The 26280-nt window shown below is 61.8% G+C and carries 20 protein-coding genes; 12 read left to right on the forward strand and 8 right to left on the reverse strand.

Annotation, left to right across the window (positions count from 1 at the left end):
- The 7 genes from HKK53_RS08435 to HKK53_RS08465 all read left to right on the forward strand — a co-directional run bounded on the left by HKK53_RS08435 (position 1) and on the right by HKK53_RS08465 (position 7782).
- On the forward strand, positions 1-1002 hold the full coding sequence (locus HKK53_RS08435) for a polysaccharide deacetylase family protein (protein ID WP_169370431.1): 1002 nt from the start codon (positions 1-3) through the stop codon (positions 1000-1002).
- On the forward strand, positions 999-2303 hold the full coding sequence (locus tag HKK53_RS08440; protein WP_169370432.1) for a lipopolysaccharide biosynthesis protein: 1305 nt from the start codon (positions 999-1001) through the stop codon (positions 2301-2303). The genes HKK53_RS08435 and HKK53_RS08440 overlap by 4 nt, the downstream gene beginning before the upstream one ends.
- A complete protein-coding gene (locus HKK53_RS08445) occupies positions 2300-4219 on the forward strand; it encodes a hypothetical protein (protein ID WP_169370433.1) in 1920 nt (639 codons plus the stop codon). The genes HKK53_RS08440 and HKK53_RS08445 overlap by 4 nt, the downstream gene beginning before the upstream one ends.
- Positions 4220-4305: 86 nt before the next feature.
- A complete protein-coding gene (locus HKK53_RS08450) occupies positions 4306-4995 on the forward strand; it encodes an N-acetyltransferase (protein WP_169370434.1) in 690 nt (229 codons plus the stop codon).
- A gap of 4 nt (positions 4996-4999) precedes the next feature.
- Complete coding sequence (locus HKK53_RS08455) at positions 5000-6205, forward strand: GNAT family N-acetyltransferase (RefSeq protein ID WP_169370435.1); 1206 nt, start codon at positions 5000-5002, stop codon at positions 6203-6205.
- On the forward strand, positions 6177-6968 hold the full coding sequence (locus HKK53_RS08460) for a ChbG/HpnK family deacetylase (protein ID WP_169370436.1): 792 nt from the start codon (positions 6177-6179) through the stop codon (positions 6966-6968). The genes HKK53_RS08455 and HKK53_RS08460 overlap by 29 nt, the downstream gene beginning before the upstream one ends.
- A gap of 115 nt (positions 6969-7083) precedes the next feature.
- Positions 7084-7782 carry an N-acetyltransferase gene (locus tag HKK53_RS08465; protein WP_169370437.1) on the forward strand — a complete coding sequence of 233 codons (699 nt, stop codon included), beginning with the start codon at positions 7084-7086 and terminating at the stop codon, positions 7780-7782.
- Positions 7783-7868: 86 nt separating this feature from the next.
- Here HKK53_RS08465 and HKK53_RS08470 read toward each other — a convergent pair whose 3' ends face one another.
- Positions 7869-8675 (reverse strand): class I SAM-dependent methyltransferase, encoded by an 807-nt coding sequence (locus HKK53_RS08470; protein ID WP_169370438.1) that lies wholly within the window; start codon positions 8673-8675, stop codon positions 7869-7871.
- Positions 8676-8852: 177 nt separating this feature from the next.
- Here HKK53_RS08470 and HKK53_RS08475 point away from each other — a divergent pair, with 177 nt between their 5' ends.
- Entirely contained in the window at positions 8853-9230 is a 378-nt protein-coding gene (locus HKK53_RS08475) for a hypothetical protein (protein ID WP_169370439.1), read from the forward strand.
- Positions 9231-9233: 3 nt separating this feature from the next.
- Here HKK53_RS08475 and HKK53_RS08480 read toward each other — a convergent pair whose 3' ends face one another.
- The 7 genes from HKK53_RS08480 to HKK53_RS08510 all read right to left on the reverse strand — a co-directional run bounded on the left by HKK53_RS08480 (position 9234) and on the right by HKK53_RS08510 (position 18836).
- Entirely contained in the window at positions 9234-9776 is a 543-nt protein-coding gene (locus HKK53_RS08480) for a hypothetical protein (protein WP_169370440.1), read from the reverse strand.
- 121 nt (positions 9777-9897) lie between these two features.
- Positions 9898-11322 (reverse strand): sigma-54-dependent transcriptional regulator, encoded by a 1425-nt coding sequence (locus HKK53_RS08485; RefSeq protein WP_169370441.1) that lies wholly within the window; start codon positions 11320-11322, stop codon positions 9898-9900.
- Positions 11291-12784 (reverse strand): sensor histidine kinase, encoded by a 1494-nt coding sequence (locus HKK53_RS08490; RefSeq protein WP_169370442.1) that lies wholly within the window; start codon positions 12782-12784, stop codon positions 11291-11293. Before HKK53_RS08490 ends, HKK53_RS08485 begins: the two co-directional genes overlap by 32 nt.
- A 103-nt stretch (positions 12785-12887) precedes the next feature.
- Complete coding sequence (locus HKK53_RS08495; protein WP_169370443.1) at positions 12888-13928, reverse strand: SCO family protein; 1041 nt, start codon at positions 13926-13928, stop codon at positions 12888-12890.
- Entirely contained in the window at positions 13925-16732 is a 2808-nt protein-coding gene (locus HKK53_RS08500; RefSeq protein WP_169370444.1) for a multicopper oxidase domain-containing protein, read from the reverse strand. Before HKK53_RS08500 ends, HKK53_RS08495 begins: the two co-directional genes overlap by 4 nt.
- A gap of 183 nt (positions 16733-16915) precedes the next feature.
- Positions 16916-18364 carry a sensor histidine kinase gene (locus tag HKK53_RS08505; RefSeq protein ID WP_169370445.1) on the reverse strand — a complete coding sequence of 483 codons (1449 nt, stop codon included), beginning with the start codon at positions 18362-18364 and terminating at the stop codon, positions 16916-16918.
- A 277-nt stretch (positions 18365-18641) separates the two neighbouring features.
- Positions 18642-18836 carry a DUF6124 family protein gene (locus HKK53_RS08510; protein WP_429515873.1) on the reverse strand — a complete coding sequence of 65 codons (195 nt, stop codon included), beginning with the start codon at positions 18834-18836 and terminating at the stop codon, positions 18642-18644.
- Positions 18837-19447: 611 nt separating this feature from the next.
- On the opposite strand from HKK53_RS08510, the gene HKK53_RS08515 reads away from it, so the two are divergent.
- From HKK53_RS08515 to HKK53_RS08530, 4 genes are read left to right on the forward strand one after another with little or no spacing between them, the layout of a single operon-like run.
- Positions 19448-20794 (forward strand): hypothetical protein, encoded by a 1347-nt coding sequence (locus HKK53_RS08515; RefSeq protein ID WP_169370446.1) that lies wholly within the window; start codon positions 19448-19450, stop codon positions 20792-20794.
- A gap of 35 nt (positions 20795-20829) precedes the next feature.
- The gene (locus HKK53_RS08520) at positions 20830-23076 is read left to right on the forward strand and encodes an Ig-like domain-containing protein (RefSeq protein WP_169370447.1); all 2247 of its coding nucleotides are present in this window, start codon (positions 20830-20832) and stop codon (positions 23074-23076) included.
- A 60-nt stretch (positions 23077-23136) separates the two neighbouring features.
- Positions 23137-23598, forward strand: coding sequence for a curlin (locus tag HKK53_RS08525; protein ID WP_169370448.1), 462 nt, complete (start codon positions 23137-23139; stop codon positions 23596-23598).
- 28 nt (positions 23599-23626) lie between these two features.
- Complete coding sequence (locus HKK53_RS08530) at positions 23627-25075, forward strand: curlin (protein WP_169370449.1); 1449 nt, start codon at positions 23627-23629, stop codon at positions 25073-25075.
- The last annotated feature ends 1205 nt before the right edge of the window (positions 25076-26280 follow it).

A 26280-nucleotide genomic window follows, 5' to 3' on the forward strand; every position in this document is an offset into this window, starting at 1 on the left:
ATGGCGATCAAACAATTATTAAAACGCACCAGTGGCTGGCTGTACCTCAACTCCCCGGTGGGGCGCAGTCAACTGCACGGCGCCGGGGTGATCCTGATGCTGCACCGGGTGCTGGCCAACGACCGCGCCGCCGACCTGCCCCATCGCAATGAACTGTGCGTCGGACCCAAAGCGTTCGAACACTTGCTGGTCTGGCTGAAAAAGCACTTCGACTGCGTGCCACTGATGGACATCCTGCACCCTGGCACCCTGCGCTCGGAGCGGCCCAGGGTCGCGTTGACCTTTGATGACGGCTGGCGCGACAACGCGGTGAATGCCTTTCCGCTGCTGCAAAAGTACCAGGTGCCGGCGAGCATTTTTCTTTCCACCGATTTCATCGGCAGCCGCCAGCGTTTCTGGTGGGAAAGCCTCGGTGAAACCCTGTGGGGCAGTCATGGCGAAAGGGATCGGCATCACTTGATCGAATGCCTGCAACAGGTCGGCCGCCCGTTGCCGGTGCTGATGGATGACCTCGATGTGCAGCGCCGCAGCCTGACGCTGCTGCACTACCTGCAAAGCCTGAAAACCCTGGCGCCGGACGATTTGAGCCGGCTGACCGACGAGTGCCCCGAAGAGTCGCTGCCCCAGGCCCTGGACTGGCAGCAAGTGCGGGCGCTGGAAGCCTCCGGGCTGGTGCGTTTCGGCCCCCACGGCGCCAGTCACGCGATCCTCACCGGCCTCGACGATCAACGTCTGGACGAAGAACTGAGCCGCAGCCGCGATGCGTTGTTGAACGGTTGCAACCGGCCGCTGCCGGTCTACTGCTACCCCAACGGCGACCACGATGCACGGGTGCGGCAACAGGTGGCCGAGCACGACTTCCCGTTCGCCCTCGGCACCGGCACCGGCATCTATCGCGGCGCCAACGATCCCCTGGCCTTGCCGCGCTTCGGCGTCAGCCAGCGCACGGCGCGCAATCCGGAGTTGCTGTCGTGGCGCATCTACCGCGGAGCACGGCCATGAGTCGCAGCCATTACCTCAAGCACCTGGCCCTGAGCATGGGCACCAAACTGGCGATGATCGGCCTGCGTTTGCTGCGCAACGTGTTGCTGGCGCGGATTCTGGGGCCCAGCGAACGCGGTTTGTTCGCGCTGCTCAGCACCCTGCCCGACCTGATCAGCGCCGCCACCAGCGGTGGCTTGAATTCGGCAGTGGGTTATCAAGCGGCCAAGCAACGACCGATGGGGTTGCTGCTGAGCCAAGTGTTGGTGTTCGGCTGTCTGTTGGCGCTGTTGTTGACCTTGCTGGTGGTGGCGTTGACCCGGGAATTCGGCAGCGAACTGGACATCACCACGCAACTCGGTTTGCTCGCCTGGCTGTTGTTGCTGGCGGTGCCGCTGACGGTGCTGAAAAGTGGTTTGCTGACCTTGCACAACGCGTCTGGCGGCGTGGTGGCGTTCAACGCTTTGCGCCTGGTGGAATCCCTGGCGCCGTTGCTGCTGTTCCTCGCGCTGTTCTGGATGTGGAAAACCGCGGCCCTTGAAGCAGCGCTGATCAGTTGGCTGGCCGGCATCAGCCTGGTGGTGCTCGCCGGTTGGGTCTGGCTCAAGCGCAATCAACCGCTGACCCTGCAATGGGACCGCGCCGGTCAAAATGAACTGCTGCGCTACAGCGCCCGCAGCCATCCCGACCTGCTGTTCCAGCAAGTGATCCTGCGTTCCGACTACCTGTTCATCGGCGCCCTGCTCGGCAGCACTGCGCTGGGTCATTACGCGATGGCCAGCGCTGCCGCCGAGTTGCTGCTGATCGTCCCGGAAGCGGTGACCACGCCGCTGATGAAACGCCTGCTGCAACAAGACGAAGGCATGGACAAAGTCACCCCGCTGGCCCTGCGCCTGACCGCCACGGTAATGCTCGGCGCCTGCCTGACCATGGCGGTGATCGGTGAATGGCTGATCATCACGCTGTTCGGTATCGCCTACCAACCCGCGTACCCGGCGTTGCTCGCCCTGCTGCCGGGACTGTTGGGGCTGTGCTATGCCAGCATTCTGCGCCTGGACTTGCTGGGCAAAAATCGCCCCGGCACGGTGTCGCTGCTGATGGGCATCGGCGCGCTGCTCAACCTGGCCCTGAACCTGGTATTGATTCCGGCGTACGGCATTGTCGGCGCCGCCGCCGCTTCGTCCATTGCCTATCTGGCGGTGACCATTGCGCTGCTGGTGATGTATTGCCGCTTGAGTGGCGTGCCGGTCTGGCAAACCCTGATCATCCTGCCCAGCGACGTCGCGCCGATGCTGCTGATGCTGCAACGGAAGTCGGCATGAAACGCCTGGCGCTGCTGTTGGGACTGAGCCTTGCGCTCGGCGCTCAAGCGGCGCCGATGCGTTGGTCGGACATTCGTGACGGCAGCCTGTACCTGCAAGCGGATCGCCCCGACACGGTGACCGTGCGCTGGACGCCGGCCTGGCAGGCGGACGCCAACGAAGAACACCTTTATCTGCTCGACGGCCAAGGCAAGCTTTCAGGTGAACGCCTGATCGCCGCCAGTGAGTCCCGCGGCACCCAGAGCTGGCCATTGGCGCCGGGCGCGGCCAGTTATCAGCTGGAGATTCCGGGCTACAGTTTCCGCCGCTACAAGGTCGAGCACGACGAGCGCACGGTGGCCTTGTTCGCCCCGGCCAAGGTGCATTTCAGTGCCGAATCCCGTGACGGCGACGAGTTGTATTTCAAGGTCGCGCCGGGGGAACACGCGGTGCTGGCCGGCAAGTTCCACGGTGGCGTCGGTGCCCTGCAAGCCCAGCGCGTAGGTGACAACCAACAACTGCTGCTGGCGCTCAAACCCTATCGCGCCTATTGGCAGTTCGATCAAGTCGCACTGCCGGTGAGCGCCAGCGAACAAGTCTGGCGCCTGCGCCTGCGCGGCAGCGGCAAAGTGGCGTTCTGGCTCGACGGCACCGCCAACCTGTTTGCGCAAAATCCGCAGCAACTCAAACCGTTGCGTGAAGACGACGGCCAGACTCGCTTGACGCTGCACAAAGACGTGCTGGGGCCGACTCCGAACCTGGGCATCGCCCTGCCCTATGTGATGCCGCCGCCTTCCAGTTTTGCGCTGCTCGATGCGCTGAATGCGCGGGCCGCCAGTTACTACAGTTTCGTCGACATCACCCAGCGCAAGCCGCATTACGAAGACGCGTTCCGTCAGCTGTATCAGGACCGTTTCGGCATTACCCAGGACATCACTTTGCTCGCCGGCAGCCAACGCCAGGCCGATCTGCGAGCCGACACCATGAGCAACAGCGGCCTCGACGCCTGGCTCGCCAGCACCCGCGCCCTCGGCGGCAAGGGCACCCACTACATCGGTTTCGCCGACGAGCCGAACCTCAACTACCCCGATTACGCCAGCTACCAGAGCATCTTCAACAGCATGGCCCGGCAGGTGCGCAGCAATCCGGCCAACGCCAAGGCCGGCATTCGTATCGCCATGCCTGCCAGTTCCCGACTGGTCAACGGCCCGTTCGCCGACAACGCGGCGGACAAGCGCGGCATCGACTGGGCCCGGCGCCTGCTGGCGGAATCCGGCGAGCAGATCGACGCCCTGGCCTGGCACGAATGGATGATTCGCGACCTGCTGGCGACCCGGGTCTACCGCGACAGCGTGCGCCGCGCCGCTGACCTGGTGGGGCTGGACGCCAACGGCCGACCACGCAAGGCGTTGCTGCTGGACCAGACCAATATGTCCAGCGGCTCAAGCCTGAGCCCCTACGATCAGGACACCCATTTCGCTTCGTTGTGGTGGGCCTCGGTGGCGATCAATTCGGCCCAGGACGGCTTGCTGGAGATGCTCAACTGGTTCCAGGCCGCCGATGAGCCGAACTACCCCAAAGGCATGCTCAAAGTCCTCGATGACAATCATTTCGAGATGAAGCCGGTGGGCCTGGCCCAACAGTTCATCCAGGAGCATTGGCTGCAGAATGTGATGCGCCTGGAGAACGACGCCTTCGAGGTTGACGCGCTGGCCACGGCCACCGAGCTGCAACGCAGCCTGCTGGGAGTCAACAAAGGCACGCGCTTGCAACGGGTGGACCTGACCGGGGCGAACTGCCCGTTGGCCAAAGGTTCCTTGCGCTACTTCGGTGCCGACAACCGCAGCCGCGACGCACCGTTTCACTGCCAGGACGGTCGCGTCAGCTTCGACCTGCCAGGACAAACCCTGTTCGCCCTGAGCTGGATCGCCTCATGACCGCCCTTCGAATGCATGGCCGCGCAGGCTTATCGCCGCGCGTTGTATTACTCCACTCACGGCCGATCCCGTCAGGAGTTAATAACATGAGTATTTTGAAGAAACTCAGCGAACACATCAGACAAAAAGGCCTGCGCGCCACCGTCAACAAGGTATGGAAGCATTACGTGTATTCCCACCAGGAACTGCTGTGGATGGAGCGCGATCTGGTCAGCCCGGTACCACCGCACAAACTCAGACCTTATCCGCCGCTGCGGGTCGTCAACATCACCCCCGACAACGCCAGCGCCTTCGCTCGTTACTTCGGCGACCGCGTGGGAACCATGGCCGAGCTGGCCCGCGAGGGTTACACCGGCCAAATGCACCTGGATGATAAAGGTGACGCGGTGGCATTCATCTGGGGCGCGGCGCGCAACTACCACGACAAACACTATTACGGGTGCTGGTTTCCGGTGAAGCCTGGCGAGTTCTTCGAATTCGGTGGCGAACTGACCCGTGCCTACTGGGGCACCACGCTTTCGGTGGACCTGCAACTGGACCTGTGGAAAGCCATGGCCGACCAAGGCTGCAATAAAGTGGTGGATGTCTGTGAATTCCACAATATCCCGGCGCTCAAGCTGCACATTCGCATGGGGTACAACGAGCAAGGACGCATCATGAACGTCTACGAGCTGTTTGGTCGCTGGCGTTTCTACCGAGAAACCCGCTACAGCGGTTCACGTCTGGATGCCTTGCGCAAACCGACGCGGGCCCCTGTTGCAGCAGAGGCGACCTGACCTGATGGCGACGCGATTCGAATGGCGCACTTCACTGTGCGCTCCGGACTTTCCGGCAGTGGCTTATGAAGCACTGCGCCTGCGAGTGACGGACCACACACCGTTCAACACCCTGGCCTGGCTGGGCGCTGCGGAACAGGCGCTCAAGGACGGCGAACGCCTGCACGTGCTGCTCGGCTGGCAGGGTGATGAACTGGCGCTGTGCCTGCCGTTGGTGGCGACGCGCGAACGCATCGCCGGCTGGCCGTTCCGGGTGTTGCATCACCTCGGCTACCCGCTGACCGATCGCCTGGCGCTGCTCGCCTGCCTCGATGCCGAGAGCATCCGCAAGGCGCTGATCGTGATCCGTCGTCATTTGCCCCATGCCTTGCTGCAACTTAACGAGCTGTCCGAACCCGCAGGCGAAGAAAGTGCCCTGACGGTATGGATGGCCCACAGTTCCACCGGTGAACGGCGCCTGAGTTGCAAGGCGCCGGTCCACCTGATCAGCGAAACGGATCGCCAGGAAGTCTCGGGCGATCCGCGCTACAAACTGCGCCGCGCGCGCAAACGTATCGCCGCGTGTGGCGCCGAGGTGCGGCGTATTACGCCGGACGCCTCGACCATGGGCCCGCTGCTGCAGGCCATCAGCGAAGTCGAAGCGGTGAGCTGGAAAGGCGATGAAGGCGTCGGCATCTTCGCCGACGAACGTCATCGACAATGGATGGACCGCGCCTTCACCGCCCTCGCCGACCGCGGTCTGGTACGGGTGGTGCTGCTGGAGCTGGAGGGGCGCTGCATCAGCTATCGCCTCGGCTTGCTGGAACAGGGTCGGCTGTACGACTACAACCTGGCGTTCCTGCCGCAATACGCCGACCTCGGCAGCGGCCGGGTGCTGCTCGAAGAGTGGATTCGCTGGGGCCTGGACGACAATTGGCGCTGGATCGACGCCTCGCGGGTCAGCCTGGAAAACTCCAGTCATCAACTCCACGAGCGCATGACCGGGCAACTGGAACACTGGCGCTGGAGTTTCTATTCCTGGCGCCCCAGTGGTCTCGCGCTGGGGTTGGCGTTGCGTGTGTGGCAACGGCTGAAACCGGCCTTGCAAAAATGGCGGGCGAAACGGTCGGCAGCCGCAGTCACGGCACCTGTGCCGGTGACCAAAGGCCCGGCGCCTACTGAAAAAACCACGGAGGGCGAACATGCCGCACCAAGTCATAGTCAACGCTGACGACTTCGGCCTCAGCCCGTGCGAAAACGCGGTGATCCTCGGCGCCTTCCAGGCCGGGGTCATCAGTTCCGCCACGGCCATGGCCAACATGCCGGCGTTCGAAGCCGCGTGCCAGATGGCCCAGCATCCACTGCTCAAGGGACGGATCGGCCTGCACTTCAACCTCACCTATGGTCGACCACTGAGCCAGGGCATTCTCGAACGCTCGACGTTCTGCGACAGCCAGGGCGAGTTCGACCTCAACCTGCCCCGCCACACCCTCTGGCTCAATCGCCTGGACCGCGAAGCGGTGATGGACGAACTCGAAGCGCAATGGCAACGCTGCGTGGACAACGGCGTGCGGCCCAGCCACCTCGATTCCCATCAGCACGTGCACAACATCTGGCCCATCGGCGAGATTGTCGCGCGCTTTGCCGCACGGCAAGGGGTGGCGGTGCGCCTGGCACGGAATCTGGGGCAAAACCTGAGCCTGCCCAAACGCGTGTTCAAGAGTTTGCTCAACCGGCGCCTGCAGAATTTATCCGGTGCAACGGCGGACTATGTCTGCACCCCCGTAGACCTTCGAAACGCCCCCGTGCCGACCGACGGTCTGCTGGAAATCGTCGCTCATCCGAACCAGCTCGGAGCGGATTTCGGCGATGCGTATCTGAACCCCGGCGAGTCGCTAACCCAAGTGCTAGAGCGGCGCCTTGCGGGTGTTGAGCGAGTGTCCTACGCCGTTGTGAGCAGGGATTTACAGGCCGGCACAGCGGCACTCGAATAAGTTACATACGTTGCAACATATTCAAAGCTGGCGCTTTGACATGAAGTCCCGGCCTTGATCTATACCCATCAAAAGCGTCATCCACAACACCCTGGCCTTGGCCACGGAGGGCTTTATGAACGTCATCGAAAAGCTGCGCGAACGCATCAGGCAAAAGGGTCTGGGCAACCTGTTCAAGGCCTTCTGGAAACGCTACGTGTACTTCCACTGGGAGCTGTTGTGGATGGAGCGCGACCTGGTCAGCCCGGTGCCGCCGCACAAATTGCGGCCCTATTCCGGCTTGCGTCAGGTGACCATCACCCCGGACAACGCCATCGCCTTCACCAAACACTTTGGCGACCGCGTCGGGACCATGGCCGAACTCGCCGCCGAAGGTCACACCGGGCACATGTACCTGGACGATGAAGGCCATGCAGTCGGGTTCATCTGGGGCAGCACCCGCGACTACCACGACCGTCACTATTACGGCTGCTGGTTCCCGGTCAAACCAGGGGAGTTCTTCGAATTCGGCGGTGAAATGATCCGGGCCTATTTCGGTACCAGCCTGTCGGTGGATGTTCAAGTCGCCCTCTGGGAAGCGATGGCCGCCCAGGGCTGCAACAAGGTGGTGGACGTCTGCGAAACCCACAACATCCCGGCGCTCAAGCTGCACATTCGCATGGGCTACCACGAACAGGGTCGCGTGGCCCACGTTTACGGCCTGTTCGGCGGCCGCTGGCGCTTCTTCCGCGAAACCCGCTACACAGGCTCACGCCTCGACCCGTTGCGCAAACCGGGCCGGCCAGTGGTGACAGAGGCGGCAGCTGGGGCCTGAAAACCGAGTGCGGGCCGTTTATCTGTAGGAGCAAGGCTTGCCCGCGATGGCGTCCCTGAGATTGCCTTCGCGAGCAAGCTTTGCTCCTACAACTTCACCGCCACCCACGTAAAGCACAACGGCAACTGCGCCACTTGCTGTTCATAGCGGTCATACAGTTCTTCGCGGTTGGAATGCGGGTATTCCTTGAAGTGGCTGATCTGCAACCCGGCATCGATGGCGCCGGTGAAGATGGCGCCGAGGGTGTGGGCGAACCAGTAGGACGCCGCCGCTGGCTGTTCGACCTTGCCTTCGTAGACGATCGGCTGGTGCTGCACAAACGGTTCGCTGCGAAAGTACGAGCTCTGCAGGCGATACGGGTCGGCGGCTTCGGGGTCGAGCATTTCCAGGAACGGGTGGGTTTCGTAGATCACCAGCGCGCCACCGGGCTTGAGAATGCGCGCAACGTGGCGGAAGAATTCGGCGATGTCAGGCATCCAGTTCAAGACACCGATGGTGATCAGCGCCACATCAAATCGCCCCTCAAGCTCCGCCGGCAGTTGATGAATATCGGCTTCGATGAATTCGGCGTCATGGGGTGAACGGGCCCCCAGTTCCCGGGCCTGCTCAAGAAACGCGGCGGACTGATCAACCCCCACCACACTGCGCGCGCCCAAGGCGAACAGCGAAAGACTTTCACGGCCGTTGTTGCAGCCCAGTTGCACCAGGTCCCGGCCCTCGACGCCCACCTGTTCCAGCACACCGCGCAAAGTGTCGTCGATGCGACTGAAGTCAGGCCGGCTGACGGCGTCAAGCAGCACCTGCCATTCAGGATTGTCTTTGTGGTGTCTTGCGGAATCGTTCCAGGCCTCGCGGTTGCTGGCGACGGCTTGTTGTTTAGTCGGCATGTCCATTGCGCACTCCAGATCTCGTTTTTATTGACCGGCACGAGTCTAGATCAGCCCCCGAGAAAACCACATCGAGGCTTTGTTGCGATCTTGTAATCCGGGCACCGCGAACGCGTCGCCGTACGGCAGCTATAGTTAAAAGCCTTGGGGAAATGCGGGACAACCGATTGCGCAGGTGTCGCCATGAAACACACGCTGTTCTTCTTAGCTGTTCTGACTGCCGCCAGCGCTGCACTGGCGGACGACAGCCCCATGCAGACCGACAGTTCCAGCAGTGAAATGATCTACTACGGCCCCAACCAGCCCTTCGCCCATCCGGCGCCGCCGACGCTGAACCCGGTGCCGCCGCGTGCGTACATCCCGACCGCGCCCCAGGATTTCATCCCGATTGCCAGCGAACATGTGTTCTACGACTCCCGGTTGCCCACCGTGGCGGATGCCAATGTGCGGGTGTTCATCCGCTCCTACGACCCCGAGCGCGGGATCTATGTGAATGACGAAGTGCTCGACCCGTCGTGCCTGCTGGCCTGCCTCACCCGCCAGGTCCAGGCGATGCCTTGAGCGTCAGTCGCAGGGCCAGGTGTGGCGCAGCGCCGCGCGGCGATCGATGGCGTCCCGCAGGCGACGCTTCTGGCGCTCCCAGATCTCGCTGTCGACTTTATCGGCGCGCATCATCTCCAGCACCGCTTGCTTGGCTTTCAGGTATTCGTCCCAGGCATCCTGACGCTTGAGCCGCAGGGCTTCTTCGTCGGACATTTCCATGTGACGCAGGGCCAAGGCGCAAGGATCATCCAGCACCACCCCCAACGTCAGTTGAATGCGATGGGGCGCACGGAACGCCGTCATCGTGTTGAGAATCGCCTGGGCGCGGGCGCAGCCCCATTCCAGCGCTTTCACCAGGGTGGGATGGCTCTCACGGTCATAAAATTCTTCCGCCAGCGGTGCACCATCGACGGCATACACCCCGATGAACACCTGGGTCATCTGCTCGCGATTGAACCGGGCCTGAATGTCGATCTGCGTACCGTCCGGCAAGACCTCTTCGTGATTGCGACCGTGTAATTGCCTGTTGCTCCAGAGCCAGTATTGCGTCCCTCTATGCCGCATAGCCCGCCTCTCCATCAAAGGGGAAAAATCAGTTAGGCACAGCCTCCGTGGATTTTCCACCGAGCTGACCCACCTCTCGTCGTCCTCTGACAAACAACCGACCATCAGTCCGTCGCGACACCTACCACTGACGCTTGTCCGGGCGCGCCAAACCCAGTTTTTCAATCCGGTAACGCAACATGTCCCGGCTCAAACCCAGCAGACGCGCCGACTTGGTGACATTCCAGTCGGTCTTGTCGAGCATCTTGCGCACCATGTCGCGCTCGACTTCCGGCAGGTTCATCGATTCGACGTGGTTGTGTTGCCGGGGTTCGATGTAGTGCGTTTCCGGCAAGACAAACGGTTCATCCACCAGGCTCTGGCAGACGTTCAATTGATGCGCGGCAATGGATTCGTTCTGAGCCAGCAACACGGTTTGCTCCAGCATGTTGCGCAACTCGCGCACGTTGCCCGGCCAGGTGTAGCTGAGCAGCAACTCCTCGGCCTGATCGCTGAAATACAAGTGCGGCTTGCCATAGCGTTTGCCGTGGATCGCCAGGAAATGCCGGGCCAGCAGCAACACATCGGCACCGCGGGCGTGCAGGCGTGGCACCTTGATCGAGATAATCCGCAGGCGAAAGAACAGGTCGCGGCGAAACTTGCCCTGCTGGACCATTTGTTCGAGGTTGCAGTTGGTGGCGCTGATCACCCGCAGATCGACTTTGCGTTCCTTCACCGAACCGACCCGGCGAATGGTCCGGTCTTCCAGCAACTTCAGCAGTTTGGCCTGGAGCAACAGGTCCATCTCGCCGACTTCATCGAGAAACAGCGTCCCGCCATCGGCGGCTTCCACCAGCCCGACCCGGCGATCCTTGGCGTCGGTGAAGGCGCCTTTCTCGTGGCCGAACAGTTCCGATTCAACCAGGTTGGAGGGAATCGAGGCGCAGTTGAATTCAATAAACGGGCCTTTGGCCCGTGGGCCGTCGAAATGCAGCGCCCGGGCCACCAGTTCCTTGCCGGTGCCGGTTTCGCCTTCCACCAGCACCGGCGGCAGGTCGGTGTTGGCCATGCGCCGTTCGGCGTCGAGCAACTGGCCGATGGTGTCTTTGAGGTAGTGCATCGGCGCCGATTCACCGATCAACGCCTGCACCCCGGATTTCTGCGCCTCGCGTTCCTGGTAGAACGACAGCGTGCGTTCCATGCGGTCGGTGGCCAGGGCCTTGTCCAGCAGCAGCTTGAGTTCCGGCAGCGCCACCGGTTTGGTGACGTAGTGGAACGCGCCCTCTTTCATCGCCACCACGGCGTCTTCGACATTGCCGTAACCGGTCATCATGATCACTTTCAGATCCGGCGCGCTGATGCGCAGCTTCTGGATCAGGTCGTGCCCGCTCATGCCCGGCAGCGAATTGTCAGTCAGCACCACGTCCGGGACAAAAGTGCCCAGTTGCTCCAGTGCGTCCTCAGCCGAGTGGCAGACCGTCACCTCGAAGTCTTTGCGCTCCAGGTAGGTCTGAATGTTCTCGGCGAGGAGCTCATCATCCTCGACCAGCAATATGCTGTGCTCCATAGTCCCCTCCCGTTGCCACTTTAAAGTTGAGACAAACGCGGGTTCCTTCCTGCTCCTGGCTGGTCAGTTCGACCGAGCCCTGGAAGCGTTCCATTATTCGTTTGACCAAAGCCAGGCCGACGCCCAAACCGCCCTGCTTGGTGGTGAAAAACGGTTTGAAGACCATTTGTTGCTGCTGTTTGGTCATGCCCTTGCCGGTATCGGTCAGGATCATGCGCAACTGCCCAGGCTTGGGTGTTTCGATATCGACGCTCAGCACGCCGCCCTTGGGCATGGCTTCCAGGGCATTGGCGAACAGGCTGTTGAGAATCTGGGTGAGCAGCACGGGCTGGCTGACCACCGGCGGGAGGCTCTGCGGGGTAAACCGCACCTCCACGTTCGAGCGTTTGATCAGTGGGTCGAAGGCGCTCAGGGTGTCGTCGATGGCCAGCACCAGGTCCACCGACTCACTGTCGTCGTTCATCGGCCGCAATGACACCAGCAACTCGCGGACCCAGCGGGACATGCGATCGACCTGATTGATGATGTCGCCAATGTTCTTCTGCGCGCCCTGGCTCGCCACTTCCTGGGCCAGTTCGGCGCTGGAGCGGATGGTCGCCAGCGGGTTGCGCAAGCTGTGTGCGACTGCCGAGGACATTTCCCCGAGGGCGACGAAGGTCTCGTTGCTGATCAATTGTTTCTGCTGGCTTTGCAGCAGCTTCGCGGCCCGGCGCACGATCCAGAACAACGCCAGGTAAATCGCCGCACCGCCGAGCAAGGTCGCGATCCAGATCGACTTGAAGCCGCGCTGGATACGTTCCACCAGGTCCGCCGGTTCCTTGTAGATCTCCACCATGGCGATCACTTTGCTTTTGTCGGCGTTGAACATCGGGATGTAGTTCTCGATGAACAGCAATTGCGGCTTGCGCAACAGCATTTGCTCGGGGCGCTCCTCATCGATCTCGTGGTAGCTGGAGGACACGGGCACCTTCATTTCAAAGGACTCATCCAGTTCTTCGTCGTCAGCGAAGCGCATGCCGATCATTTCAGGGTTGGTCGACCAGGTTACCGTGCGGTCCAGGGCAAAAACGGTGGCCAACAGGGTATCCGGCAGGTGCTCCACATGATCGAGGAATTCGGTGCGCGCAGCGGCACGTGCCGCCGGGTCCACATCGGAATAGGCATTGTCATGGCGTGGATCGAGCATCTCGCCCATGGTTCTGTTGGGGTTGATCGAGGCATGGCGAATTTCGGCATCGCCGATGGCCTGGATGAACTGCGCGGTCAACAAGGCATCGCGCTCGATGCTTTCGGTGACCACGAAACGCGTGGAAATGTAGCCCAGGCCCAACGCCACGGCGCCGATGATGAAAAAACTGGCCAGGGAAAACCAGCGCAGCAGATTGAACTGACCGCCCCAGCCCTTGCGCTCTGCTGTCGGCAGAGCCGGCGCAGGTACTTTTTGTTGTTCTGATAGCTGCATGGGAATGTCCCTGGATGCTTGCCTCAAGCCTTTTTCAGCCGTTGTCACGATGAGTGTAGGTGGCATTGATCGTGGTCGACGGGGCAATGATGTTATTTAGCCGCTAGTTCATCTGCGACACCTCTGGTGCCTGCTCTGCCAGGGGTTGTTGGCGGTCGGTTTCTTCCTGCAAAAAATCGATGATCGACTGCGCGGAGTTCTCATCCAGGCGCAGGTTGGGCATCGGTACCTTGTCGAAACGCTGATAAAGCTCCACGGCGATCGGGTCTTTTTCGGCGAGCATCCGGTCTGGTTCGCGAATCCAGCGGTTGAGCCAGGCCGGTTCCCGTTGCCGGGTCACGCCGATCAGGTCCGGGCCGATGCTGCGCATGCCAATGCCCTGCCCGTCTTGCGGCCCCAGGCTGTGGCACGAGGCGCAACGGGTGCGAAACAGTTCTTCGCCGTTGCTCGGCGGGCGAATCTCCGGGGCGTTGGCGTAGCTTTGTTCAATGCTGGGCTGTTTCCAGTTCTGCAAGGTGTTGGCCAGTTGATCGGCGAGGATCCACGGGTTCTCGAACGGTGAAGCCTTCATCCAGCGGCCACTGGCCTGGTTACCGACGATCAGGCTCAGGTTGTGATCCTTGCTGCGGCCGTTGTCGACGCCTTCGATGAACAAGCCGAGTTTTTTTCGCAGATCGGTGACCGCTTCGAATTCACCGGTCAGAAACTTCCAGCCCGGCCCGACCTTGAAGCGTTGTGCGTAAGCTTTCAGCACCTCCGGCGTGTCGCTGAGCGGATCAATGCTGATGGAGTAGAAGAAGATGTCCTGGCCGACCCGGTCCCCCAGCAACTTCTGCACCTGACGCAGGCGCGCGGTTTCCAGCGGGCAGGAGTCGCTGCACGAAGTAAATATGAAATTGATCACCACTACCTTGTCCTTGATCAAGTCATCGAAGAAACGCACCTGCCGACCGTCCTGATCGGTCAGCAGAGTGTTGGGGAAGTAATCGCCGCCCCAGGGTGTCGCCGACTCGCTCGGCGACAGTTCATGGGCGAGCAGCACCTGACTGGCCAGCAAACAGGTGACCAACACCAGAATCAGGTGCATGCCCAGCGCCCGGGAGCGCGGCGTGTACAACGGCTTGTCGGCTACCCGGCGGTTCATTTCTTGACCTGCACTTGCGGGCCGAAGCCATCGCCATTGCGGAAGGTTGGCAGCGCGGCCGAGTTGACGTAACGCACCCCGTCCCAGCTGGGCAGCGGAGTCGGCATCAACTGGAATTGCCCGGGTTTCTCAATGTCCCAGCGCAGCAGCATCGAGTTGTCTTCATGCTGGGTGTTGTGACAGTGCTCCATGTAGGTCCCGGCGAATTCGCGGAAGTTGATCGCCATCTCGACGCTGTCCAGGCCATCGTTTTCCGAACCGATGCGGTACACGTCTTTGCGTGCCCATTTTTCCCATTCCGGTGGTGTCTTGCCGCCGCGACTGAGGATGATCCCTTCCTCGAAGTGCACGTGCACCGGGTGGCTCCAGCCCTTGCCGCCCGCCTTGATGTTCCACACTTCCAGTGTGCCGAAACCACTGACACCTGCATCGGTCGGACCGGTTTTCAACTGGGTTGCCGTGTTCAAGCGCCGAGGGTCCATGTGGAAGCCGAAGCCGCCATCGGTCTTGACCGTCCACGGCGCTTCATCGGTGCCGTCGGAACGGCCGAAGGTGAAGGTGCGGTGACGGGCCTGGGACAGCAGCACTTTGTCGGCGGCGTTGTCGCGGTGAATCTTCAGCGGGATCATCACCATGCCTTCGGCTTTGCCCGGTTTGGCCGGTTCGTACGCCGCCGGGTCCATGGCCAGGTCCTGGCCGGTGTAAGCCTTGACGTTGAGCTGCAAGACTTTGCCCACGCCCGGATCACCCTTGTCCCACTGCGGGCCTTTGCTCGATTGCTTGATCACCGCCAGGTATTTCTCCGACAGCACGTCGGCCAGGTTGATCACGTCTTTCGGGCCCTTGCCGTCGTCGTGTTCCTGCAGGTTGACCACGAACACTTTGTCCCCAGGCTTGATGCCGTTTTTCGCGAAGTTGACGATGATGTCAAAACGCTCGGCGATGCCCTGGGTGGGCAGGATCGCGAAGTGGTTCTTTTTATCGCCATCGGCGTCGAGGTCCATGGTGCCGTCGAAGGGAACGGTGTGTTCCATGATGTTGCCGTCGTTGGCAATCATATGGAACGGCACACGGGCATAGGACACACCGGAGTTTTTCGGCCCTTGGAATTCGCCACTGTTGCCCTTCACTTCGCGGACGATGGCGAACTTGAAGTAGCGCGACACCGAGCCATTGAGGATGCGGAAGCGATAGCTGCGGGCGCGCACGTCCAGGGTCGGTTTCCACTGCCAGTTGACCAGCACCTGGTCACCGAGGAAGCCGTCGGTATTGAACGGGTTGAACCACAACTGACCGGTCTGATCCCAGGCCTTGTCGGCGAACACCAGGTTGACGTCGTAGTCGCGGTTACCCCACGGCAAGGCGCTGCCGCTGGGCAAACGCAGGTTGACGCCGTCGTTCACCGATTCGTTGCCACGGTCCAGAGCGCTGTAGTAGTTCATCATCGCCGCGTTGCCCTTGTAGACGTTCTGCGCGGTGAAATCGAGCATGTGGTCGTGGAACCAGTGGGTGCTCATGGTTTCGCGCCAGTCGCCGCGGATCTTGATCGTGCCGTGGTCGCAGGTCTTGCGGCTGGGGCTCAGGTCGTTGGTCCACAGGGTTTCACCCGGCGCGCACGGAAACGCTGCACGCGGGTCTTCAGCCTTGGTGTTGATGCTGTCGTAACCGGCCAACTGGATCGGCCAGCGATAGTCGTAATACTGGCCGGGGAAAAAGAACGCGTTGGCATAGCCGTCGCTTTCCGCTGGCGCGTGGCCGTTGTGTTCGTGGGTACTGATGGTGTGCAGGCCGAACCCCATGTTCGCCGACGGGTCGATCGGCAAGCCGTTGTAGTGGCGCATCAACACCGGTTGGCCGTACCGCACCATCAACAGTTTGGGCGGCAAGGTGCCGTCGAAAGTCCACACCGAGTTGTGGTTCTGCACCGGCATGTTCGGGTGGAAGCGCGGGTCGACACCTTTGGCGGTGCCATCGGTGGCCGGCACCCCGGCGACGTTGTGATAAAGGCCACCGGGGCCGAATTCACCCACGGCATAACCGTGCATCTGCCGCGCGTCACGCCAACCACTGTTGAGCCGCGCCCCGGTTTGCACGGTTTTGTAGGCCACTTGCGGGTAGAACTCGTTCCAGCGCTGGTGCGACCAGCCCTTTCCTGGTGGACGACCTTCCGCCGACGAGCCGATATGGCGGTTGAGGAACACTTCGATCTGCGCCTGCCACGGGTTGCGGTCCACCACGTTGGAGAACTGGCTGGGGAACGGCGTCAGCCCCGGTTGGCGCAAAAAGGCGTCGAGGGCGGCGCTCGGCGGCGCACTGCGCGCTGCGTTGGTCGGGTCCTGCTGGGGCAACGGCCCCACGGCGGCCGGTGGAAAGCCCAGCGGCGCGGCGGGTGTGGTGGGGTCGAGTTTTTCCGGGCCGAACTCTTCGAACAGCACCAGTTGCTGGGTGAATGGCTGGGCGCCGAACAACGGGCTCGGCTTGCCATTGGTGGGGTAGTTGAAACTGGTCTGCACCGTCGGCGGCAGGATGTTTTCCTTGCGCGTGTCGTCACGGCTGCCTTTGACACCATCGGGCAAGTCGAAGGAATCTTCGTTGGCATCGGGCATGGTCAGAATGGCGTTCAGGGCGGCCGGCTCATCTGCCGGCTCGTCGTAGTAGGCCGAAGGATCGGAAGGCTCGGGCTGGCGCTCATCGTCAATCTGGCTGGCGCGCACGGTTGTGGTGCCCAGCGTCATCGCCAGAAGGATACTCAGGGGGGGCAACAGGCCGAACCACTTGCAGGGGTGCCGCGCTTTTGTATCCATCACCAGCCGCCTCGAAATCGTGAAGGGGGTAATGGGGTTTTGCAATTAGCTCGCCAGACTTCACACGACCTAACGCCAAAGAACTAATACCTTTTAAAACAATACGTTACAAAACCTTCCCACCAATCCTGACAAAACGACTGGGCCATGACACCCGCTAACGGGGAAAGTTCATCCCCGTTTTCAGGGGATCAGCTTGAACGACAGACGCACGCACGTGCCCTCGCCTTCCCGACTGCCCAGAGCCACCGCACCACCAAAACGCTCCATGATGCGCTTGACCAGCACCAGCCCGACGCCAAGCCCGCCCTGCTTGGTGGTGAAGAACGGCCGGAAGGCCATCTTGCGCTGTTCTTCGCTCATGCCTTTGCCGGTATCGCTCACCACCACGCACATGCCCCGGGCATCGGTCGGTTCCAGAGTGACGGTCAGCGTACCGCCCTTGTCCATGGCTTCCAGGGCGTTGGCCATCAGGCTGTTGAGGATCTGCGTCAGTTGCACCTGCTGGCTGAGGACCATCGGTGTCTGTCGCGGATTGAACACCACCTGAACCTTCGCCTTGGCAATTTGCTGCTCGAACGCGGTGAGGCTGTCATGGATCGCCGCCACCAGGTTCACCGGTTCGGGATCGTCGTTGAGCGGGCGCAAGGATTGCAGCAACTCGCGGACCCACTTCGACATGCGATCGACCTGGCCGATGATGTCGTGGATGTTCTTGTGCGCCGGGCCGTTGTCGAACTCCAGGGCCAGCTCGGCACTGGAACGGATGGTCGCCAATGGATTGCGCAGGCTGTGGGCGACGGCCGAGGACATCTCGCCGAGGGCGACAAAGGTTTCGTTGGTGATCAGTTGTTTTTGTTGTTGCGCCAGCAGGATCGCCGCTCGGCGCACGATCCAGTACAAGCCCAGGTAAATCAACCCGCCACCCAGCGCCGTGGCCAGCCAGATCAGCGCCAGACCGCGCTCGATGCGGCTGATCAGGTCCTTGGGTTCCTTGTAGATCTCGACCATCGCCGTGACGTTCTTGCCGTCGGCATCGAACAGCGGGATGTAGTTTTCGATAAAGATAAAGTCCGGGGGCACGACGAATTTCTGCTCCATCCGCGCCTCGTCAATGTCGTGATAACTGGCCGAGACCGGGACCTTGAATTCAAAGGCGTGGTCCAGGTCTTCGTCGGCGTGAATCCTGGTGTTGATCAGTGCCGGGTTAGTGGACCAGATCACCGTGCGATCAGGGGCATAGACGTTGGCCAGGATCACGTCCGGCAAGTTGGCGATGTGGTCGAGGAATTCGTCCCGGGCATTGGCGCGGGCCGCCGGGTCGACATCGGGAAAGTCCTTGTCCTGGCGCGGGTCGACCAGTTCGCCCATGGTCCGCACATTCGGGATCGAGACGTGGCGCACCTCGGCCGAGGCAATCGCCTGAATGAATTGCGCGGTCAGCAATGCATCGCGCTGCACGCTTTCGGTAATTACAAACTGCGTAGACACCGCCCCCAGCGCCACCGCCACGGTGGCAATCACCGCCATGCTGATCAGCGAAAACCAGCGCAGCAGATTGAACGGCTGCTTGCGCGAGCTCAAGCGAATGTCGCCTTCCTCAGGCCGGTGCGTTGGTGCATGCATGTTCATTGGCGATGATCCAGGCGATTCCCCTATAGAGGGGGTATAGCCCAGTGTTTGGGGTTTGACCCAATGCAAGCAAGCTAAGGAAATGCTGGGGCGGCCCCCACCAATGAACAATGACGAGGTGTGTCAGGTCCGACGCCTTCGCGAGCAAGCTTTGCTCCTACAGGTGTTGGGCCCGATTTTTGTGTGTAGGAGCGAGGCTTGCCCGCGAAGAACGATAACGCGGTGTGTCAGACCTGACGCCTTCGCGAGCAGGCTTCGTTCCTACAGGGTCCAGCGATTAGCCGGGCTTGTGGTTATCCAGTATCCGATTGACCGCTAACTCACCCATCACGAGCGACCGATGCAACACCAGCATCGTATGGCGTCGCGGGCCGTCCGTCAGCTCGACGAAATCGTTGACCATCTTGCGGGCCGTTGATATCGATTCGTAGACCTCGACCAGCAACGTTTCGTCATCCACCGCTGCGTCGATGGTGAAGAAGGTGCCAACCCTTCTCGCTACTAAACGAAAGGGGTGGCAGCTGTACGCAGGTTAGTAGACCGGGGAACTCAGCAAGCCGGCGCGCCGAAGCGCCCTACGTACAGCCACCATCAAGCACAGATATGAAAACCCTGTCCGACGGATGCACGTGCAGCCTGAATTACCACGGGCTACTAAACCCGACCACTGATGGGCAGTGGCAGGCAAACGATAGAGGCCAAGGGCAAGGCGCACAAGCCGGCGGATTCTGGCGTACGCGTAGGCAACGGCGCAAGGCGTTGTAGCCGCTTATGACGTAACACCGAGTGTCTTTCAACGCTCGCTTATAAACATGTTTATCACCATCAAAATAGAGAATTCCTTTGGCGGTGCGCACCAACCCTGTGGCGAGGAAGCTTGCCCCATTCCCCACTGCCCCATCCGCCCCCAATACTGGGGACACTCGCCCGCTCCGCTATTCCCCCCGCTCATCCTCTGCGCTACCCCAACCCCCATACCCCGGCCCTCTCCCGCCCATTCCCGCCAATTGGTATGCAATTTGCGCTGCCCCCCTCAACTGGCCCGTCTCCATGGGACAGGCATTCCGATAGAGGGATTAACTCATGCACCCTTTACTGTCCAAAACTGCGGCCGCGCTGGTCGTTTCCGCTCTGGCCCAAGGTGTTGCCCAGGCAGCGCTGTTTGCCGTTGACCCCGGCCCCTATGTGCCAGCCAACGGTTCGTTTGCCGCCTGGTATCAGGACACCCATGGTCGAACCCTCGACTTGTGCCTGTCCAAGGCCCTCAGCTCCAGGGTTGCCAGTGCACCCGGTGCGCCGTCCTACATGTGCCTGTTGGGTGCGACCCCTGGCGTTTTCGACGACACGCAGCCCATCGTTTTCCCGAGCAACTTTCCCGATGAGGCGTTCTGGTTCACCGGCGACGGCTCAATCGTCGATGCCGCACGGGGCATCGACCTGACCTACGTCAGCGCCGTGGAAGCCGCCTTCGCCGCTGAAGAACCGGTGGAAGGCGACCAAGTCAGTTTTGGCCGCATCCGCATTCGGGTGGACGTGCCCACTGCCGGTGTCTACACCATCACCCACCCCTACGGCGTCGACATCTTTGACGTTCCCGCCGGTGGGCGTCGCGCGATCAACATGACCCGCGACATCGGCATCGGCACGCCGAAAACCTACGACGGCGCGCTCAAGAGTGACATCGGCCCGTTCCTGCGCAGCGTCAACGGTCCCTACACCGAAACCAACCCGGTCACCGGTCAAGCCGAGAAATTCGTTGGCGACCCGAACCTGGAAGAAGCCTTCACCGGCAGCCCTTTCAACACCAACTTCATCCGCATCGAAGGGCCTAACGGGCTGGACTTGCGTACGACCGTGATGGCCATCTCCGGCAAGTTGTCGACGGTGGTTCGCCCCACCCCGATCATTGCCGAGCGCAGCACTTACTCGCGCAAGGCCGGTGCCAGTGGCCCAGTGGCTCAGCAGGACGTGTTCGTCATGGCTCCACCACCACCGGCCACCGTGACCCTGGACAGCAACAGCCCGGTGTTGAACCTGACCGAAGCCAACACCGCCGGCCACTGGTACGCCCAGTCCGCCACTAACCCGACGTTGCCGAGCACCTTGCAGGTGACCGCCGACAACCACCTGGCCATCCCGACCAGCACGCCGACCACGGTGCCCACGCCGTTGACTGACCTGGTGGTGATTTCGCAGGCCCAGTACAGCCTGAGCACCGGACAGATCTCGATCGTGGCCTCGACCAGCGACGAAACATCGCCACCGGTCCTCACTGCCACCTCCGGCACGGGTGTCGCCATCGGCGCCCTCAGCGGCGACGGCGCGGTGAAATCCCTGTCGACCGGCATCTCGCCGATTCCACCGGCCAAGGTTCGAGTGACGTCATCCAATGGCGGCAGCGATACCGAAGAAGTGGTCGTCGTGCAATGAACGCGCACCTGCCCAGATCCTCATCAGGAGGCATCATGAACAAATTGCCACGCCTGGCGCTCAACGCCCTGGGACTGACTCTATCGCTGTCCGGCAGTGCGTTCGCGCAACTCGCTGCCGTCGACCCCGGCCCCTACACCTTTGCCACCGGCAAATTCCCGATGTGGTATCAGGACAACACACTGCTGTCGCTCGAACTGTGCCAGTCGCGGGCGACCAGTTCGCGGGTACCGAGCGCTCCTGGCGCGCCAACCTACATGTGCATCCTGAACCCGGAACCGGGGGTGTTCGATGACACCCAACCGATGGTGTTCCCGGATAACTGGCCACCGGAAGCGTTCTGGTACCTCGCCGAGACCAACATCGCCGATGTCGGCGGCTATGGTGTGGATGCCTACGTGGCCGGGATCGAAGCGGCTTTCGCTGCGGAAAACCCTGTCGACGGCGATCAGGCAAGCTTCGCGCGGATTCGTCTGCGGGTGAACGTGCCTGTTGCCGGGACCTACACCATCACCCACCCGTACGGCGTGGAAACGGTCAACGTCACCACACCGGGCCGTCGGGCGATCAACATCACTCGCGATATCGGTATCGGCGCGCCGGGCAACTTCAGCGGGGCACTCAATGGTCAGCTCGGGCCGTTCCTGCGCAGCGTCAACGGACCGTACGCCGAAGTGAACCCGGACACCGGTTCCACCGAGACTTACGTCGGCGATCCGAACCTTAGCGAAGCGGTCACCGGCAGCCCGTTCAACAACAACTTCCTGCGTGTGCAGGGGCCTGCCGGGACCATCCAGACCAACCTCTTTACCGTGTCCGGCAAAGTCCTCGACAACCGTGCGCAAACCCCTGTGGAAATTGGTCGCGCCACTTACCGCCGCACGTCTTCAGGCCCGGGCACCAGCAGTACCCGGGTAGAAGTGTTTGGTAAATCGACCAATGGCTCGAGCCTGTGCTTCCGCGAAACCGTGGCCCTTGTGCCCGGACCACCGCAAACGCCCTGCCTGACCAACATGCTCGGCGACAACAATGGCCAGTTCTTCGGCCATCGCCTGACGGGGACCACCGTGCCGGCAGTGGTGGTGCTCACCGCGACCAACCCGGCCGGTACCACCCGGCCGACGGCCGTCTCGAGCAAGGTCACCGACCTGGTGAAAATCCAGACCGCGCGCTACAGCTGGAGCAATCACAGCCTGCTGATCGAGGCCACCTCTACTGACGAAGTGGCGGTGCCGGATATGGTCGCCCAGGGTTACGGACGCCTGTCGAAAACCGGCACCCTGCAAAAACTCACCGTCGCCGATCTGACCCAGCCACCCGCCAGTGTCACCGTCAAATCCGCTTCCGGCGGCAGCGATACCGAGCTTGTCGTGGTGGTGGGTTCTGCACCGGATACTGGCGAGAACCAGGCGCCGCTCTCGGTCGCCGACACCGGCAGCACCAGTTTCGGCGTGCCACTGACGCTCAACCTGCTGGCCAACGACAGTGACCCCGACGGCAACACGCCGCTGAGCATCAGCGCGCTGACCCAACCGGCTGCCGGGCAAGGCACCGTGGCATTGAGCGGCACCACTTCGGTGGTCTACACCCCGCCAGCCGTCGTCACCACGCCGCTGACCACGACCTTCACTTACAAGGCTCAAGACGTCAAAGGCCTGGCCTCGACCACTGCGGCAACCGTGACCATCACCGTCGCGCCGAACCGGCCACCGGTGGCGGTTGCCGACAGCATCGCGACTCTGGGCGTGTCGATACCCATCAACGTGCTGGCCAACGACACCGATCCGGAAGGCAACGTACCGCTGGCCGTCGCCAGCCTGACCCAACCGGCAGCGGGTCGCGGCACCGTCACCACTGACGGCACCGTCATCACCTACAACCCTCCGGCCACAGTCACCACGGCCTTCACCACGACCTTCACCTACATCGCCAGGGACAGCTTCGGCGCCCTGTCGACACCGGCGACTGTCACGGTGCAAGTCTCGCCACGGCCTGCTGCGGAAACCTTCACAGTGACCACGGCGACGGTGTCGGCTCGCTCCAACAACCGCTTCACCTGGGACTTTGCGGGCACCTCATCGGTGATCACCGGCAACACCATCACCGTGCAGGTCACCACCCCGACCGGGCTGGTCACCTTGGGTACCACCACCGTACCGGTGACCGGTCGCTGGCGGTTGACGGTGAACAACAGCACCACGGTGGTCCCGTCGGCTAACCCGACAGCAACCATCCGCTCGTCCCAAGGCACCGTGCGCACCGTGACGGTCATCGCCAACTGAGCCCTCGCCCCACCCGCCGATCCGGTGGGTGGGGCCGGCCTCTTCCAACAGGACAACACCATGAAAACGCCGACCGCCGCCCTGCTCTGCCTGCTTCTGCTTTGCAGCAGTGCGGGCGTGCGCGCCGACGATTTGATGGACAACGACGACCTGGCCCCCAGCGCTGATCTCGGTGAACTGCCACCGCCGCTTGGCCAGCAAGCGCTGATCAACCAGCTCGGCCAGGCCAACGTCGCGTTGTTGCAACAGAACGGTCAGGGCTTGCTCGGACGGATCGTCCAGTCGGGCAGCAATCAGGAAGCCTACATCCTGCAACAGGGCAGCGACCTGATGGCACAGATCACCCAGCAAGGTTATGGCAACGACGCCTCGATCACGCAAAACGGCAGCCACAACCGCGCGCAGATTTCCCAGAACGGTAATAACAACGACGCCAGCATCGACCAGGCCGGCACGGGGCTTTCCAGCGCCGTGACCCAGTCCGGGAACGGCATGAGCGTTTCGGTCAAACAATATCGCTAAGCACTGCAATCACCTTGGAGGTTTCATCATGTTCAAATTGACGCCCCTCACCGCTGCCATCCTGGTCATTGTCAGTGCCCAGGCCTTGGCCGACGACAGCGTTTCCACCCAGACCCAACTCGGCACCGCCAACATTGCCGACGTGAAACAGACCGCGGCGCCGTTCAGCACCGCCACCCAACAGCAACTCGGCCAGGGTAACGATGCTGCGGCAGTACAAGACACTGCCACCGGCACCATCTCCCAGGACCAACTCGGCGACTACAACGCCGGTTACGCCGAGCAACTGTTCGAGAACGGCAGCACCATCACCCAGCAACAGGTCGGCAGCCTCAACATCAGCCATGCCAGCCAGTCGATTGGCATGGGCGAAAACCAGGCGCTGCAACAACAGCAAGGCAGCGGCAACTTCTCGTTCGTCTACCAGGACAGCCAGGAAGCCACTAAAGGCCAGACCTTGCAGTTCGGGGACAACAACGAAGCCAATATCGAGCAGATTCAACTGGGCGTCGGCAACAACGCGGTGATCATCCAGTACGGCAGCACCAACTACGCCACCGCCGAACAGATCGCCCACATGGGCGGCCAGATCAACCTCAACCAGGCCGGCGAAGGCAACTACGCCTACGGCGATCAGCGCGATGGCATCGGCGGCACCGTGACCGTCAATCAGTTCGGTGATTTCAACGCCACCGAAATCTGGCAAGGCGGACAAACCGCCAGCGAAGCCACCGTCAACCAATATGGGCAAACCAACGAAACCGTGGTCGACCAGAGCTTCGGCGAAAACAACAACGCCCAGGTGCTGCAAGTCGGCGACGTCAACGCCATCTATGCCGACCAGTTCGACTCCGTCGGCTCGGTCCTGGCGCTCTATCAGCAAGGCACCGGTAACGTGCACTTCACCTACCAGAGCGGCGACAGCCACGTGCTCAACGCCACCTCCGTGGGCAACGGCAACAAGGTCTACGCCAGCGACTGGAAAGGCCCGCAACTGGGCGGCCAGTTCGGCAGCAACCAACGCGCGACCGTCACCCAGGCCGGCAACGGCAACATTGCCAGCTTCAAACAGGATGGCGTCGGCCACATCATGACCACCAACCAGACCGGCACCGGCAACAAAACCACGGTCAGCCAGGCTGAAAACTACAACGAGCTGTACTTCGACCAGAACGGCAGCGACAACATCCTGATCGCCGACCAGCGCGGCACCACCAACCTGGCCCAGGGCTCTTCCAACGGTTCGGGGAACAGCACCGAATTCGACCAGTCCGGCACGGGTAACCAGGCGTTCACCACGCAGCTGTATGGCAGTGACAACCAGATCACCGTCAAGCAGGCTGACACGATGAACGTGGCGTATGTCACCCAGGGCGGTACGGGAAACATGGCCACTGTCGATCAGAGCGGGATGACACAAATGGCGACGGTGCAGCAGTTTGGCTCGGCTAACCAGGCGACTGTGCTCCAGCAATAATCGCGCAGCACAAAAAACCGCGACCCTTAACAGGTTCGCGGTTTTTTTATGGCATGAGCACAAGCCTTGCTCCTACAACGGATCGGCGGTGAACGCAGATTTTATGTACAACGCCCCACCCCGTAGGAGCAAAGCTTCTGATCGTTCCCACGCTCTGGGTGGGAATGCATCCCGTGACGCTCTGCGTCACATCCAAAGCGGAACGCGGAGCGTCCCTGGCGGCATTCCCACGCAGAGCGTGGGAACGATCGGGGGCAAAGCGCTGTGGCGTCGCGGTTTTTATGGTGTGAACAACAATCCTGCAGGAGCAAGGCTTGCCCGCGAAAAACGATGACGCGGTCCATCTGCCGACCACTGACTGTGGCGAGGGGGCTCGCCCCCGCTGGGCTGCGCAGTAGACCCAAACCCGGCAACCACACTGCCACTGACACACCACATTCTGATCGTTCCCACGCTCCGCGTGGGAATGCATCCCGTGACGCTCTGCGTCACATCCAAAGCGGAACGCGGAGCGTCCCTGGCGGCATTCCCACGCAGAGCGTGGGAACGATCGGGGCAAAGCGCTGTGGCGTCGCGGTTTTTATGGCGTGAACAACAATCCTGTAGGAGCAAGGCTTGCCCGCGAAAAACGATGACGCGGTCCATCTGCCGACCACTGACTGTGGCGAGGGGGCTCGCCCCCGCTGGTCTGCTAGCAGCCCCACCCCCGGCAACCACACTGCCACTGACACACCACATTCTGATCATTCCCACGCTCCGCGTGGGAATGCATCCCGTGACGCTCTGCGTCACATCCAAAGCGGAACGCAGAGCGTCCCTGGCGGCATTCCCACGCAGAGCGTGGGAACGATCGGGGGCAAAGCGCTGTGGCGCCGCGTTTTTTATGGCGTGAACACAATACTGCAGGAGCAAAGCGGCGAACTCCCACCCGCTCTTCACCACTCATTAGGCCGGGCGTTAGCTCGCCTGCCCTTGATCTTGCCCTACCCGCCCCTTCGGGAGGCTGAGTGGAGGTGTTCATCTGGGGGTGAGGCGCGTAGCGCCGTGCGGCGAAGCCGCACACATCGAGAGGAGGTCGAAGCGAAGCCGACCGGAGGCGATGCCCCCAGATGGACACCGGAACGAAGGAACGCCGAGCCTAGGCGAGGGGCCGGACGCCGGGGCGAGCCTTTTTGGGTACTTTTTTGGCGTTCGGTACGTGTCAA

This window comes from Pseudomonas sp. ADAK7, from assembly GCF_012935675.1.
In the GTDB taxonomy this organism is placed as follows: Bacteria; Pseudomonadota; Gammaproteobacteria; order Pseudomonadales; family Pseudomonadaceae; genus Aquipseudomonas.

What these genes read in the sequence shown, in the direction of transcription:
- HKK53_RS08520 (WP_169370447.1), top strand. Translation starts at nt 20,830, where the DNA reads ATGAACAAATTGCCACGCCTGGCGCTCAACGCCCTGGGACTGACTCTA.
- HKK53_RS08470 (WP_169370438.1), bottom strand. Translation starts at nt 8,675, where the DNA reads ATGGACATGCCGACTAAACAACAAGCCGTCGCCAGCAACCGCGAGGCC.
- HKK53_RS08435 (WP_169370431.1), top strand. Translation starts at nt 1, where the DNA reads ATGGCGATCAAACAATTATTAAAACGCACCAGTGGCTGGCTGTACCTC.
- HKK53_RS08445 (WP_169370433.1), top strand. Translation starts at nt 2,300, where the DNA reads ATGAAACGCCTGGCGCTGCTGTTGGGACTGAGCCTTGCGCTCGGCGCT.
- HKK53_RS08460 (WP_169370436.1), top strand. Translation starts at nt 6,177, where the DNA reads ATGCCGCACCAAGTCATAGTCAACGCTGACGACTTCGGCCTCAGCCCG.
- HKK53_RS08440 (WP_169370432.1), top strand. Translation starts at nt 999, where the DNA reads ATGAGTCGCAGCCATTACCTCAAGCACCTGGCCCTGAGCATGGGCACC.
- HKK53_RS08480 (WP_169370440.1), bottom strand. Translation starts at nt 9,776, where the DNA reads ATGCGGCATAGAGGGACGCAATACTGGCTCTGGAGCAACAGGCAATTA.
- HKK53_RS08490 (WP_169370442.1), bottom strand. Translation starts at nt 12,784, where the DNA reads ATGCAGCTATCAGAACAACAAAAAGTACCTGCGCCGGCTCTGCCGACA.
- HKK53_RS08500 (WP_169370444.1), bottom strand. Translation starts at nt 16,732, where the DNA reads ATGGATACAAAAGCGCGGCACCCCTGCAAGTGGTTCGGCCTGTTGCCC.
- HKK53_RS08515 (WP_169370446.1), top strand. Translation starts at nt 19,448, where the DNA reads ATGCACCCTTTACTGTCCAAAACTGCGGCCGCGCTGGTCGTTTCCGCT.
- HKK53_RS08525 (WP_169370448.1), top strand. Translation starts at nt 23,137, where the DNA reads ATGAAAACGCCGACCGCCGCCCTGCTCTGCCTGCTTCTGCTTTGCAGC.
- HKK53_RS08505 (WP_169370445.1), bottom strand. Translation starts at nt 18,364, where the DNA reads ATGAACATGCATGCACCAACGCACCGGCCTGAGGAAGGCGACATTCGC.
- HKK53_RS08450 (WP_169370434.1), top strand. Translation starts at nt 4,306, where the DNA reads ATGAGTATTTTGAAGAAACTCAGCGAACACATCAGACAAAAAGGCCTG.
- HKK53_RS08475 (WP_169370439.1), top strand. Translation starts at nt 8,853, where the DNA reads ATGAAACACACGCTGTTCTTCTTAGCTGTTCTGACTGCCGCCAGCGCT.
- HKK53_RS08455 (WP_169370435.1), top strand. Translation starts at nt 5,000, where the DNA reads ATGGCGACGCGATTCGAATGGCGCACTTCACTGTGCGCTCCGGACTTT.
- HKK53_RS08495 (WP_169370443.1), bottom strand. Translation starts at nt 13,928, where the DNA reads ATGAACCGCCGGGTAGCCGACAAGCCGTTGTACACGCCGCGCTCCCGG.
- HKK53_RS08485 (WP_169370441.1), bottom strand. Translation starts at nt 11,322, where the DNA reads ATGGAGCACAGCATATTGCTGGTCGAGGATGATGAGCTCCTCGCCGAG.
- HKK53_RS08465 (WP_169370437.1), top strand. Translation starts at nt 7,084, where the DNA reads ATGAACGTCATCGAAAAGCTGCGCGAACGCATCAGGCAAAAGGGTCTG.
- HKK53_RS08530 (WP_169370449.1), top strand. Translation starts at nt 23,627, where the DNA reads ATGTTCAAATTGACGCCCCTCACCGCTGCCATCCTGGTCATTGTCAGT.